This window comes from Streptomyces sp. NRRL F-525 (assembly GCF_000716605.1).
Lineage (GTDB): Bacteria > Actinomycetota > Actinomycetes > Streptomycetales > Streptomycetaceae > Streptomyces.
This window is the reverse complement of the sequence record NZ_JNXE01000020.1, coordinates 133,177-146,496: the sequence shown is the minus strand read 5'-3', so window position 1 is coordinate 146,496 and position 13,320 is coordinate 133,177. Positions and strand designations below refer to the sequence as shown.

The following is a 13,320-nucleotide window of genomic DNA, read 5'->3' as shown; positions in this document are numbered from 1 at the left end:
CGCACTCACCAAAAGAACGGCAAAAGGTACAGAACCACGCTTTTACCGGTAGGTCACAGAGCGTTCGTGATCACGCAACACCCTTCCTTCACAGTGGGTGCATGAGTCGAGACATGTTTGACGTGACGCGCGCGAAGCACGGGCGTCCGGTGCACCACTGGCGGCGGGACCTGGTGGAGCTGGCCGCGCTGTTCACGGCGGTCGCGGTGGCGGACGTCGTGGCGGATCTGGTGGGCCACGGCCCCGACGGACCGGCGCTGCTGGCGATCTCCGCGCTGGCCCTGGTCGCCACGGCGGGGTTCCACACGTGGTGGTCACGCCGCCACGGTCATGCGCCGCCGACGGGCGATACCGGCGCCCGGCCGACCGCAGAACTGCGGCAGGCCGGGCCCACCGAGCGGGCCGAGCTGACCGGGGCAGGCCCCGAGACCACGTCCGCCTCCGCGTCCGAGCAGTCGTCCACGCCCGCCGACCCCGTCGCCGAGGCGGCCGCGCTGTGGCGGATGCGGACGACGGTGCAGGACGCGCCGGGGTCGCTGGCGGTGTTGTGCACGGCGCTGGCCGGTCAGCGGGTCGACATCCTGAGCCTGCAGACGCATCCGCTGGCCGAGGGCACGGTGGACGAGTTCCTGCTGCGGGCGCCGGCCGAGGTCGCGGCGTCCGAGATCACCCGGGCGGTGGCCTCGGCCGGCGGTTCGGGCACCTGGATCGAGCGGGCCGACGCCCACGATCTGGTGGACGCGCCGACCCGCGTCCTGGGCCTGGCCACGCGCACGGCCCTGGACGCTGCCGAACTGCCGCTGGCGCTACGGCAGTTGCTGGGCCGGTGCACCATCCGTTCGCTGCCCGCGACCACCGCGGGCAAGGGGCGCGAGCCGGAGTCGGTGCCGGTGGAGGGGTCGTTGGAGGACACGGTCATGCGGCTGCGGGCGCCGGAAGGCGGAGTGATCACAGTGGAGCGGGCGTACCTGCCGTTCACGCCCACCGAGTTCGCCCGGGCGCGGGCGCTGGTCGAGCTGGACGCCCGGCTCGGTCCCCGCATCCCGCGCAGCCAGGACGTACTGACGCTGCCCGAGGGCAACGCGATCACCGTGCGGCGCGCCGACACCGGTGACCTGGACGCGGCGCGGGAGATGCACGAGCGGTGCTCTTCACGGACGCTCGGCATGCGGTACCACGGGCCGGTCAATGACGCCGACCGCTATCTCAACCACCTGCTCTCTCCGCGCTTCGGGCGGACGCTCGCCGTGCAGACGGCGTCGGGGCGGATCGTCGGGCTCGGGCACCTGTTGTGGGACGGGGACGAGACGGAGGTCGCGCTGTTGGTCGAGGACGACTGGCAGCGGCGGGGTATCGGGAGCGAGTTGTTGGGGCGGCTGGTGGGGATGGCTGTCGAGGCGGGGTGCGAGAGCGTGTACGCGGTGACGCAGGCGTCCAACACGGGGATGGTTGCGGCGATGAGGGGGTTGGGGTTGCCGCTTGACTATCAGATCGAGGAGGGGACGTTGGTGGTCACGGCTCGGTTGAGTTCGGCCGTGGGCGAGGCCAAGGACGTTGTGGAGATCACGGAGTTCAGGAAGGCCTGAGCGCCGTAGTCGTAACGGATTCGTCGGCCTCTGACGGTCCACTGTGGCTGGTCGCGCCCCGCGGCGGAGCCGCATATGAGCACCGCCCCGCGCCTCTTGAGAGGGGCGCCAGCGCCCCATCCAAATCCGTCCAGAGGTCCTCTACGTCCTCCAGCCCTACCGACAGCCTCAGCAAGCTGTCGCTCACACCCGACCCCCTCCTGTCCTCCCCGGGCACCACTCGGTGGCTGATGGAGGCCGGGATCTGGATCAGGGTGTCGACGCTGCCGAGGCTGACGGCGGGCGTGATGAGGCGGACTCCCGCTATGACCTCGTGGGGGTCGCCGTGGACCTCGAAGGCGATCATCGCGCCGCCGATGCGCGGGTAGTGGACGCGGGCCACGCGCGGGTCGGCGGTGAGGCGGCGAGCGAGTTCGGCGGCGGTGGCGGACGCGGCCCGTACCCGGATCGGGAGGGTCGCGAGGCCGCGCAGCAGCAGATAGCCGGCCAGCGGATGCAGCACGCCGCCCGTCGCGAACCGCACCTGCCGCAGCAGCCCGGCGAACTCCTCGTCGCAGGCCACCACACCTCCCATCACATCGCCGTGCCCGCCGAGGTACTTGGTGGCGCTGTGCAGGACGATGCGGGCGCCGTGTTCGGCGGGGCGTTGCAGGACCGGGGTGGCGAAGGTGTTGTCCACGAGGAGCGGGACCGAGCCGCAGGCGTGGGCGACGGCGCGCAGGTCCAGTTCGGCCAGGGTCGGGTTGGCCGGGGACTCGACGACGACCAGGCCGGTGTCCGGACGCAGCGCGTCGGTGATCCCGGCCGGGTCGGTCCAGGTCACCTCGGAGCCGAGCAGCCCGGCGGTGAGCAGGTGGTCGCTGCTGCCATAGAGGGGTCGTACCGCCACCACGTGCCGCAGCCCCGCCGCGGCCCGCGCCAGGAGGACGGCGGTCAGGGCCGCCATGCCGCTGGCGAACGCCACCGCGCTCCCGGTGCCTTCGAGGCGGGCGAGGGCGGTCTCGAAGCGGGAGACGGTCGGGTTGCCGACGCGGCCGTAGACGGGCGGACCGTCCGGTTCGGCGCCGGTGGCGGCGAAGGCGTCGACGCGGGCGGCCTCGCCGCGGCTGTCGTACGACGGGTAGGTGGTCGACAGGTCGATCGGCGGGGCGTGCAGGCCCTGCCGGGCGAGGTCGTCCCGGCCGGCGTGCACGGCTTCGGTGGCCAGGGCTCGGAGGGCTGGGGAGGGGTGCGGGTGCGTTGTGTCCATGGGCGTAAGGGTGAACATCACGCGGGAACTATGGCCGAAACTCCGTGCTACGTTCGGCCCATGACCGAATCTGTCGTACTGGATCCGGTGGACCTCCATCTGCTGCGGTTGCTGCAGAACGACGCCCGGGCGACCTATCGCGAGCTCGCGGAGCAGGTGGGGGTCGCGCCGTCGACGTGTCTGGACCGGGTGGCGCGGCTGCGCCGGGCCGGGGTGATCCTGGGGCATCAACTGCGGGTCGACGCAGCCAAGTTGGGGCGGGGGCTGGAGGCGTTGCTGTCGGTGCAGGTGCGGCCGCATCGGCGGGAGCTGGTGGGGCCGTTCGTGGAGCGGATCCGGGCGTTGCCGGAGTCGCGGACCGTGTTCCATCTGACCGGGCCCGACGACTATGTCGTCCATGTGGCCGTGGCGGACATGGCGGACCTTCAGCGGCTGGTGCTGGACGAGTTCACGTCACAGCGCGAAGTGGCCCGGGTGGAGACCCGGTTGATCTTCCAGCAGTGGGACTGCGGGCCTTTGCTGCCGCTTGCCACGCCCACAGCTGAATCGGGGTGACGGGTCCGAGTTCCGCGTATGAGGATGGTCCTCATGTCGCAGACCAACACTCCGCTGCCCCGGCAGGTCGCCGACGCCTACGTCGACGACCTCATCACCCTCGACCCGGTCATCGGTACGTATCTCGGCGTGAAGGAGAGTTCGAGCAGGCTGCCCGACCTCTCCCCCGCAGGTCAGGAACGACTCGCGGAGCTTCAGCGGGCGACCCTCGCGAAGCTCGACGAGGCCGAGCGCCGGCCCGGCGCGGACAGTGACAGCGAGCGCCGTTGTGCGCGCCTGCTGCGCGAGCGGCTGACCGCCGCACTCGGTGTGCACGACACCGAGGAGGGCCTGCGCGAGGTCGGCAACATGCACACCCCCGCGCACTCGGTGCGTGATGTGTTCACGGTGACGCCGGCCCAGACCGACGAGGACTGGGCGGCGATCGCCGAACGGCTGCGCGCGGTGCCCGCCGCGCTGGCCGGCTACCGCGAATCCCTCCAACTGGGCCTGGACCGCAAGCTGTTCGCGGGCCCGCGCCCGACCGCCACCTTCATCGGCCAGCTCACCGAGTGGTCGGACACGGACGGCCGGGGACGCGGCTGGTACGAGGACTTCGCCTCGGCCGGACCCGAGTCCCTGCGCGCCGGACTGGACGAGGCCGCCCGCGCCGCGACCGCGGCCCTGGTGGAGCTGCGGGACTGGCTGCGCGACGTGTACGCGCCGGCGATCGAGGGCGCGCCGAACACGGTGGGCCGTGAGCGGTACGCGCGGTGGGCCCGCTACTACAACGGTACGGAGCTGGATCTCGACGAGGCGTACGCGTACGGCTGGTCCGAGTACCACCGGCTGCTCGCCGAGATGAAGCGGGAGGCCGAGAAGATCCTGCCCGGCGCCGAGACCCCGTGGGTGGCGCTGGCGCACCTCGACGAGCACGGCCGGCACATCGAGGGCGTCGAGGAGGTCCGCGCGTGGCTCCAGGGCGTGATGGACAAGGCGATCGAGGATCTGGACGGCACCCACTTCGAACTCGCCGAGCGGGTACGGCGGGTGGAGTCGCGCATCGCGCCCGCGGGCAGCTCGGCGGCGCCGTACTACACGCAGCCCTCGCAGGACTTCTCACGTCCGGGCCGCACCTGGCTGCCGACGATGGGACAGACCCGGTTCCCGGTCTACGACCTCGTCTCGACCTGGTACCACGAGGGCGTCCCCGGCCATCACCTCCAGCTCGCCCAGTGGACGCACGTCGCCGACGAACTCTCCCGCTACCAGGCCTCCGTCGGCATGGTCAGCGCCAACGCCGAGGGCTGGGCGCTGTACGCGGAGCAACTGATGGACGAGCTGGGCTACTTGGAGGACGCGGAGCAGCGACTCGGCTTCCTCGACGGGCAGATGATGCGGGCCACCCGGATCATCGTCGACATCGGCATGCACCTGGAGATGGAGATCCCGGCGGACTCGCCCTTCCACCCCGGTGAGCGGTGGACGCCCGAGCTGGCCCAGGAGTTCTTCGGCGCGCACAGCAGCCGCCCGGCGGACTTCGTGGAGAGCGAACTGACCCGCTACCTCACGATCCCGGGCCAGGCCATCGGCTACAAACTCGGCCAGCGCGCCTGGTTGTTGGGCCGCGAGAACGCACGGCAGCGGCACGGCGACGCCTTCGACCTGAAGGCCTGGCACATGGCCGCGCTGTCCCAGGGTTCGCTGGGCCTGGACGACCTGGTGGACGAGCTGTCTCAGCTCTGACGCCCGGCAGGACATGTCGGCGGCGGGGCCCCGGAGTTCGGGACCCGGCCGCCGAAGTCCGACCAAAGATGGCCAGTTCGGTCCCGGCCGGAGACGGTCAGTTCGGGAGCCGCCGCAGCTGGACGAGCCCGAGCCAGGTCTCCGGCCCCGGCTGCGCCTGCCCCGCCCGGACGGCATAGCGCCCCGGCTCCAGGTCCACCTTCAGATGCTCGGTGCCCTCCGAGTCCCGTCCGGGCCACGCCGAGTCGAAGAGCACCACGGGCCCGGGTACGTCCCACCGCACCTCGTTCTCCCAGGTCGCGCCGGAGAGCGCGGCGGACACCCCGGCCAGGACGTCGTCCTCGGAGTTCGCGGCCCGCCACCGTACGAACGTGTCGTGCTCCGGCAGGAAGGCCGTCGACGCGGGGTCGTCCCCGAGGACCAGGGCCGCGCTGTCCCCTACGGGCAGGAGACCGACGTAGCCGCCGACCTCGCACGCCCGGTCGTAGTCCGAGGCGAGTTCATCGCCGTCGGCTCCCGTCCAGAACGGCAGCACCGTCTCCGGCACCGCTATGAGCGGCCCGCCGCCCGACTCCACCCACTGCACCGCCGTGCCCGGCTCCGCGTATCGCGCCATGGGCAGAACCTACACGCACAGCGAGCCCACATGTTCAGGGTTCAAGGTGCCGCGTGTCACCTCAACTCCCTTGCGGCTACGGCTGGTTCGCGGTCGAGGCCGCCTTTCAGCACCCGCAGTCCGCCGCCCCCACCGGTGCGGTCAGCGCATCGGCCGCGCGGCGTTCACGGCCTTCCCACGTCTCGAACTCGAAGCCCTCACGCACCCAGTACTCGAATCCCCCGAGCATCTCCTTGACCTGATAGCCGAGTTCGGCGAGAGCGAGGGCGGATCGGGTGGCGCCGTCGCAGCCCGGGCCCCAGCAGTACGTCACGACCGGCACGGACTTGTCGAGGAGGGCCTCGGCCTGTTCCGGGACGAGCGCGGTGGGGAGGTGGAGGGCTCCGGGCAGGTGGCCCTGGTCCCAGGACTCGGTGGAGCGCGAGTCGACGACGACGAAGCCCGCGTGGCCGTCGCCCGCGAGCGCGGCGGCCACGTCGGACACGTCGGCGTGAAAGGCGAGGCTCGCCCGGAAGTGGGCGGCCGCTGCCGAGGGAGCGGCGGGGGCGACCCGCAGAACAGGGTTGACGGCGGTACTGCTGCTCATGGTCCGGCCTTTCACCGAGGTGTCTCTACGGCCAGAAATCTACGGTCGCCGACCGGCCCACTGAAGGGACGATCCCCGCCGTACCTCTTGATCGGCCGGGGATTCCCCTGGTATTCCTCGGGTATGACCGCGTATTCACCGGACGCCACCGACTGGCGCATCCTCGAGGTCCTCCAGCGGGAGGGACGCGCCAGTTTCGCCGAGCTGGCCCGGGCCGTCTCCATGTCCGCGAGCGCGGTGACCGAGCGGGTGCGGCGGCTGGAGGAGGCGGGGGTGATCCAGGGGTACGCGGCGGTCGTGGACCCGGAACAACTCGGGCTGCCCATCCTGGCGTTCGTCCGGCTGCGCTATCCGAACGGCAACTACAAGCCCTTCCACGACCTGGTCGCGGTGACGCCGGAGATCCTGGAGGCGCATCACATCACGGGCGACGACTGCTTCATGATCAAGGTCGCGGCCCGTTCGATGCGCCACCTGGAGGAGGTCTCGGGGAAGATCGGCGCCCTGGGCTCGGTCACCACCAGCGTCGTCTACTCCTCACCGCTCCCCCGCCGCCCCCTGGGTCACTGACCCCGCCGGCCTGGACGACGTCACTGCCCCCGCTGCCGTACGGCCGACCCGTCCCGCTCCTTCACGACCTCCAGCTGCGCGTGGATCCGGCGCCGCAGATCGGCGACATGGCTGACGATGCCGACGCTGCGGTCCCGTTCGCGCAGGGAGTCGAGGACGTCGAGGACCTCGTCGAGGGTCTGCTCGTCGAGGCTGCCGAAGCCCTCGTCGATGAAGAGCGTGTCGAGCCGGACCCCGCCGGCCTCGTCGGTGACCACGTCCGCGAGCCCGAGCGCGAGGGCGAGCGACGCGAAGAACGTCTCGCCGCCGGACAGCGTCGCCGTGTCCCGCTCCCGCCCGGTCCACGCGTCGACGACATGCAACCCGAGTCCGCTACGGCCGCGCCCGGCCCGGTCGTCGGAATGGACCAGCGTGTAGCGGCCGGACGACATGCGCTGCAACCGTACGGTCGCCGCCGCGGCCACCTGTTCCAGGCGGGCGGCGAGGACGTACGACTCCAGCCGCATCCGGCGTTCGTTGTCGGCCGAGGTGCCCGCGGTGAGGGCGGCGAGGCGGGCCACCCGGTCGTACTCCTCGCGCAGCGGGGCGAGTTGGCGTGCCCCGGCCGCCGATCGGGCGGAGAGCCGGTCGAGTTCGGTGCAGCGCCGGGCCGCCGCGTCGCGCGCCGAGGCCGCGTCCCGGGTCCGCCGGTCGGCCGCGGTCGCGGCGCGCTCCGCCAAGTCCAGGTCGGCGGGCGCCTGTTGCGCGGCCGCCGCCGTGTCGGCCTCCGCGAGGACGGCCCGTACGGCGGCCTCCTCCGACTGCCAGGCGTCCAGGCGGCGTTGGAGTTCGCGGTGGGCGGTGTCGTCGAGAAGGGCGGCGGCCGCGGCCTGCGGAGTGTCGAACCCGGCACGGAAGGCCGCGTCGGCGAGCCGGGCGTCGGCGTCCTTGAGGCGCTGCGCGGTGTCCTCGGCGGCACGGACGGCGTCGGCCGCGTCGGTGAGCAGCGCGGTCTGCCGCTCCAGCTGGGCGGCACGCGCGGCCACACTCTCGGCAGCGCCCCGCGACTGCGCCAACTCCCCCTCCAGCGAGGCTCGTTCGCGGTCCAGGGTGTCGCGCAGGGTGGTACGGGAGGCGGCCCGGACCGCGGCCTGCTGCTGGATCGCGGTCCGCCGCTCACGCTCCTGCTCGGCCCGGCGCAGCTCCTCGGTCGCGGGGTGCAGCCAGGACGCGTCCCGGCGCGCCTGCTCGTACAGCCGCTCCAACTCCGCGACCTCGTCGGCGAGTTGACCGGTCGGGGTGTCACCGGCTTCGGCGGTGGCGGCGGCGAGGGCTTCCCGTACGACGCCCAGGCGGCGCTCGGCCTCGGTGCGCTGTTCCTCGGCGCGCTGGTGGGCGGTGAGGGCCTGTTCCTCGGCCGCGCGGTCGACGTGTCCGGCGGATTTCCGTGCGGGGGCGGGGTGTTCGGTGGCTCCGCAGACGGCACAGGGCGCGCCGTCGGTGAGGTGGGCGGCGAGTTCGGCGGCGATGCCGTTCAGCCGCTGCTCCTTGAGGTCGAGCCAGTGGGCGCGGGCCTTCAGGGCATGTTCGGCCGACGCGAGCACCTGCCGGTGCGCGTCCTCCGTGTCACCGGCGAACTGGTCCCGCTGCCGGGCCGCCCCGAGCCGCCGCTCGGCGGGCTCGCGCCGCACCCCGAGCTGCTCGGCCCGGGTGGTGGCCTCCTGGGCCGACTCGATCCGCGCCTGAAGTTCCGCACGGGTGGTGTCCCACTCGGCGAGCCAGGCCTCGGCCTCCTGCCGTACGTCCTCGTCGGCCCGCTCCTGGCGGTCCAACTCGGCGCGCTCCGAGCCGAGTTCGGCGAGCCGCTGCTCTGCACGACGGGCCGACTCAAGACCGCCCAGTTCCTCGGCGGCCCGGCGTGCGGCGGCGGCGAGTCCGGCCGCGCCGGCGCCCGCGAAGGAGTCCGGTAGCAGGTCGCGCGCACGGGTCTCGGCCCGGGCGGCGTCCCGGTGCTCGGCGTCGGCGGCCTCCCGCAGCTCCAGCGCAGGCGCCACCGCCTCCGCCTTCCGGGCCCGCTCCATCCGCGCCTGCGCCTGCCGATAGCCGTCGGCGCGTTCCTCCATGAGCGTGGCCCGCTCCCGCGCCTGCGTGAACCGCTGTTGCAGGCGGGCCAGTTCACGGACGTCGGCCAGTTCACGGTCGGCGGCGACCTGGGCGGACTCGGCGGCGGTGAGGCGGCTGTGCTCGACGGTCAGTTGCTCGCGTGCGGTGCTGCGGGCGACGGCCGCCGCGCCCAACACCGCGTCGGCGAGGCCGGGTTCGCCCGGGGCGAGGTCCGGCAGCTCCATGGCGTCACCGGCGGCCTGCTGCATGCGGTGCGCGTCGGCGAGCAACTCGGCGTCGCCCTCGCGGACTTGGGCCTCGGTGGCCCGGCGCCGCTCGGCGAGCCGCTTCTCCACCTCGGCGAAGCGGTGGGTGTCGAAGAGCCGCCCGAGCAGCTTGCCGCGGGCCTCGGCGTCGGACCGCAGGAAGCGCGCGAACTCGCCCTGGGGCAGCAGCACGACCTGGCAGAACTGTTCCCGGCTCATGCCGAGCAGCTGGGTGATCTCCTCGCCGATCTCCTGGTGGGAGCGGCTGAGATCCTTCCAGGCGCCGGCCGCGGCGTCGTACTCGCGCAGCCAGCTCTGCGCCTTGTCCAGCGTGCTGCCGGTGCCGCGCTTCTTGGGACGCGCCCAGGGCGGCTGCCGGGTGAGCTCCAACCGCCGCCCGGCGACGGTGAGTTCGAGCCGCACCTCGGTGCGGGTGCCTGCCGCCGCGTGGTCGCTGCGCAGGGTGAGCCCCTGACCCGACTGACGGACGCCGGGCACCGAGCCGTAGAGCGCGTAGCAGACGGCGTCGAGGATCGAGGTCTTGCCGGCGCCGGTCGGCCCGTGGAGCAGAAACAGCCCGGCGGAGGACAGCTCGTCGAAGTCGACGGTCTGGGAACCGCCGAAGGGCCCGAAGGCGGTGATGTCGAGTTGGTGCAGCCTCATCGGGCGCCCCCTGTTCCCGTGTGCCGCACGCTCACGGCGTCACCTCCCGTACGACCGCATCCGCGCGCACCGCGTCGAACGCCTCCTGGAGCACGGCCTGTTCGTCCTCGTCGGGACCGGCACCGCGCACATGGGCGACGAAGTCATCGGCAATTTCACGGTCGTCGCGCCCCGCGAGGCGGCGGGCGTACGACACGTCGGGGTCGTCGGGGCCGCGCTCGGGGTCGAAGACGAGGCTGAGGGTGTGCGGGAAGCGGTCGGTGAGCCGGGCCATGGGGTCGTCCGGGCGCACGGGGTCGGTGAGTGTCGCCTCGACCCACGCCTCCTCGTACCGCGCGAGGTCGGGGTCGTAGAGAAGGTCCTCCAACGAGCCCCGGATACGGGCCAGTTCGCGCGGTACCGGGCAGTCGAGGCGCTCGGCGGTGACGGTCCCGTCGGCATCCAGGTCGACGAGCCACATGCTCTTGCGGTGGTCGGCCTCGGAGAAGGAGTACGGCAGCGGGGAGCCCGAGTAGCGGACGCGCCCGGTGATCGTCTGGGAGCCGTGCAGATGCCCGAGTGCCACGTAGTCGACGCCGTCGAAGACACCGGCCGGTACGGCGGCGACTCCGCCGACGGTGATGTCCCGCTCGCTGTCGCTGACCTCGCCGCCGGTGACGAAGGCATGCGCGAGGACCACGGAACGGGTGCCGGGCGCGCGGCCCGCGAGGTCGGCACGGACGCGGTCCATGGCGGCGGCGAGGACCGCCTCGTGCCCGGCCTTCTCGACCCCGAACTCGGCCTTCACCAGAGCGGGTTCGAGATACGGCAGCCCATAGAAAGCGACATCCCCGAACGCGTCCGGAATCACCACGGGCGTCCCGCAGGCCGACGGCTCGGTGCGGAGGTGGATACCCGCGCGGTCGATCAGACCGGCGCCGACCCCGAGGCGGCGGGCCGAGTCATGGTTGCCGGAGATCATCACCGTGGGCACGCCCAGGTCGGCGAGCCGGTGCAGGGTGTCGTCGAACAGCTCGACCGCGGCCAGCGGCGGCACCGCCCGGTCGTACACGTCTCCCGACACGACCACCGCGTCCACGTCGCGCTCACGCACGGTGGTGACGAGGTGACTCACGAAGTCGGCCTGGGCCCCGAGCATGTTCACGCGGTGGAACGCCCGGCCCAGGTGCCAGTCGGAAGTGTGCAGCAGTCTCATCGGTCCACCACGCTAGCGCCTGCGGGCCCCTGAACCACCATTGACCTCGGAGTTCCCATGCATTCGGGAGCTTATGGCGGGACATATACCCCATACGCGGATCAGTGACCGCCGTCACAACGCTGGAGACGGCCGCGCGACCGAAGCGGCTTGGCGCCGGCTGTGGAAAATCTCAACTCCCTTGTCGCACACATGTGCTGCGCTAATCTCACGTCACACGCACCACGCGAGAGACACAGGGTTCCCATGCCAGTCGAGTTCCGCGGTCGGTCCGAAACGATGGCCTATGCGGCGGCGGGGATGGAGCCGCCTCCCGTGGTGCCGCTGCGGAAGAGCGACCCGCGCCAGGCGGGGCCGTACCGCTTGATGTCGGTGCTCGGCAGCGGCGGGATGGGCCGGGTCTATCTGGGCCGCGACACCACCGGCGCCACGGGCCCCGCCGCCGTGAAGGTGATCCGGCCCGAGTACGCGGAGGACCCGCTGTTCCGCAAGCGCTTCGAGCGCGAGGTCGGCGCGCTGGGCCGGATCCAAGGGGCGCACATCGTGCGGCTGTTGGGCAGCGGCTGCGACGAGGATCTGGTGTGGGTCGCCACGGAGTACATACCCGGGCCCACCCTCGCGGAGCTGGTCGACGCGCGCGGGCCGGTCGACGCGGCGGCGGCCTGGCGGCTGCTGGCCGACGTGGGGCGGGCGATCGAGGCGATCTGGCGCTCGGGGATCGTGCACCGCGACCTCAAGCCGTCCAACGTCATCCTGGGTGCCGACGGCGCCCGTGTCATCGACTTCGGTGTCGTCCAGGCCGGCGACAGCACCTCGATCACCGTCACCGGCCAGAACGTCGGCACCCCCGCCTACATGTCCCCGGAGCAGGTGCGCGGCCAGGAGGTCACCGCCGCCTCCGACGTCTTCTCGCTGGCCTCCACGCTCACCTACGCCGTCGCCGGGGAGGCCCCGTTCGGCGAGGGCACGGGCGTCGACGTGCTGCACCGGGTGGCGTTCGACCCGCCCCGGGAGGACGTCCTCGACAAAGTCGCGGGCGTGGACGCGGAGTTGGCCGCGTTCATCCGCACCTGCCTGGACAAGGACCCCGAGCTGCGGCCGTTACCCGAGGCGGTGTTCAGAACGGCCATCGGGCATCAGCTGTCCGCACCGGCCGGGCCCCCGCCACGGGTCGTGTCCCGGCGCGGGCCCTCCCCCGTCGGGCAACCCGCGGCCCACCCTTCGGCGGCACCCCCGGATCCGCCCACCACGCCCCGGAAACACGCCAACACCCCCAAGAAACGCGGGAGGTTGATCGCGGGCGCCGTCGCCGCGGCCGCCCTCCTCGTCGCCGGCAGCATCACCGCGACGCTGCTCCTGCTGCACCACGGCGACAGCGGGACGTCGACCGGTCCCGGACCCGGGACGCCCCCGGCGCTCGCCGTACCGGAGAACTCGCCCTCGGGGTCGGGCAGTTCACCGAGCACGGCCGCGTCGGCGACGAAGGGCGGGGCGTCGCAGAGCCCGACGAGCGTGCCGGCCACCCAGGATCCCGCGAGCCTCGACATCCGTGTCTCCTCCTGCGTCCACGAACTCACCTCGGGCTCCCACGGCGACTGCGTCAAGGCACTCCAACTTCTGCTCGCCGGTTACGGTTTGCACGTCACGGTCGACGGCGACTTCGGGACGGCGACGGCCGACGCGCTGAAGGTCTTCCAGACCGAGGCGGGGACCACGGCCAGCGGGACGGTCGACGCGCAGACGGCGAAGCTGCTGTACGGCACTGAGCGCGGGCCGGTCCGCGCCGGTCCGGTGACGGTGACCGAGAGCGTCCGCGCGGTCGAGGTCCCCCGGTGCCTCGACGGCCACGTCACCGCCGTACAGGTGTGGGCGTGCAACGGCACGGCGCCGCAGAAGTGGGCGCTCTTCCGGGTGCCCGGGCACAACGCCCAGTACCTGGTGGTCAATCAGGGCAACCACTCCTGTCTGGACGCCGACGCCAGTACGGTCGGCCGGAACTTCTCGAAGATCCGGGTCAGGAGCTGCGACGGGCTGAGCGCGCAGCGGTGGCAGCTGGGCGGCGCCGGGACCTTGGTCAGCGCCCCGGACGGTTTCTGTCTGGACGCGGAGGCCTCGGAGTCGGGGAAGGACGGTCAGACCGTCCAGACCTTCGGCTGCGCGGGCAGCTCCAACCAGGTCTGGACATGGGCCTCCTGACCTACCGTCAGCCACAGCTCCCGCCAGCCCC

General features: G+C 72.4%; 10 protein-coding genes. 5 read left to right on the top strand and 5 right to left on the bottom strand.

Annotation, left to right across the window (positions count from 1 at the left end; translation table 11 throughout):
* The first annotated feature begins 101 nt into the window (after positions 1–101).
* Positions 102–1,586 carry a GNAT family N-acetyltransferase gene (locus OO69_RS27405; RefSeq protein ID WP_234444542.1) on the top strand — a complete coding sequence of 495 codons (1,485 nt, stop codon included), beginning with the start codon at positions 102–104 and terminating at the stop codon, positions 1,584–1,586.
* On the opposite strand, the gene OO69_RS27400 is transcribed toward OO69_RS27405, so the two are convergent.
* On the bottom strand, positions 1,573–2,853 hold the full coding sequence (locus tag OO69_RS27400; protein ID WP_051801218.1) for a PLP-dependent transferase: 1,281 nt from the start codon (positions 2,851–2,853) through the stop codon (positions 1,573–1,575). The genes OO69_RS27405 and OO69_RS27400 overlap by 14 nt on opposite strands.
* 42 nt (positions 2,854–2,895) lie before the next feature.
* On the opposite strand from OO69_RS27400, the gene OO69_RS27395 reads away from it, so the two are divergent.
* Both OO69_RS27395 and OO69_RS27390 read left to right on the top strand, forming a co-directional pair.
* Positions 2,896–3,390, top strand: coding sequence for an Lrp/AsnC family transcriptional regulator (locus OO69_RS27395; protein ID WP_033283467.1), 495 nt, complete (start codon positions 2,896–2,898; stop codon positions 3,388–3,390).
* Positions 3,391–3,423: 33 nt separating this feature from the next.
* On the top strand, positions 3,424–5,115 hold the full coding sequence (locus tag OO69_RS27390) for a DUF885 domain-containing protein (RefSeq protein ID WP_033283466.1): 1,692 nt from the start codon (positions 3,424–3,426) through the stop codon (positions 5,113–5,115).
* Positions 5,116–5,212: 97 nt separating this feature from the next.
* Here OO69_RS27390 and OO69_RS27385 read toward each other — a convergent pair whose 3' ends face one another.
* Together OO69_RS27385 and OO69_RS27380 are read right to left on the bottom strand one after the other, a co-directional pair.
* A complete protein-coding gene (locus tag OO69_RS27385) occupies positions 5,213–5,731 on the bottom strand; it encodes an immunity 21 family protein (protein ID WP_033283465.1) in 519 nt (172 codons plus the stop codon).
* A gap of 106 nt (positions 5,732–5,837) precedes the next feature.
* A complete protein-coding gene (locus OO69_RS27380; RefSeq protein ID WP_033283464.1) occupies positions 5,838–6,317 on the bottom strand; it encodes a rhodanese-like domain-containing protein in 480 nt (159 codons plus the stop codon).
* Positions 6,318–6,440: 123 nt separating this feature from the next.
* On the opposite strand from OO69_RS27380, the gene OO69_RS27375 reads away from it, so the two are divergent.
* Positions 6,441–6,887 carry an Lrp/AsnC family transcriptional regulator gene (locus OO69_RS27375; protein ID WP_033283463.1) on the top strand — a complete coding sequence of 149 codons (447 nt, stop codon included), beginning with the start codon at positions 6,441–6,443 and terminating at the stop codon, positions 6,885–6,887.
* A 20-nt stretch (positions 6,888–6,907) separates the two neighbouring features.
* Here OO69_RS27375 and OO69_RS27370 read toward each other — a convergent pair whose 3' ends face one another.
* Positions 6,908–9,898, bottom strand: coding sequence for an AAA family ATPase (locus OO69_RS27370; RefSeq protein ID WP_033283462.1), 2,991 nt, complete (start codon positions 9,896–9,898; stop codon positions 6,908–6,910).
* Between the two features lie 31 nt (positions 9,899–9,929).
* Positions 9,930–11,093 carry an exonuclease SbcCD subunit D gene (locus tag OO69_RS27365; RefSeq protein WP_033283461.1) on the bottom strand — a complete coding sequence of 388 codons (1,164 nt, stop codon included), beginning with the start codon at positions 11,091–11,093 and terminating at the stop codon, positions 9,930–9,932.
* 315 nt (positions 11,094–11,408) lie between these two features.
* Here OO69_RS27365 and OO69_RS27360 point away from each other — a divergent pair, with 315 nt between their 5' ends.
* The gene (locus tag OO69_RS27360; protein WP_033283460.1) at positions 11,409–13,289 is read left to right on the top strand and encodes a protein kinase domain-containing protein; all 1,881 of its coding nucleotides are present in this window, start codon (positions 11,409–11,411) and stop codon (positions 13,287–13,289) included.
* The last annotated feature ends 31 nt before the right edge of the window (positions 13,290–13,320 follow it).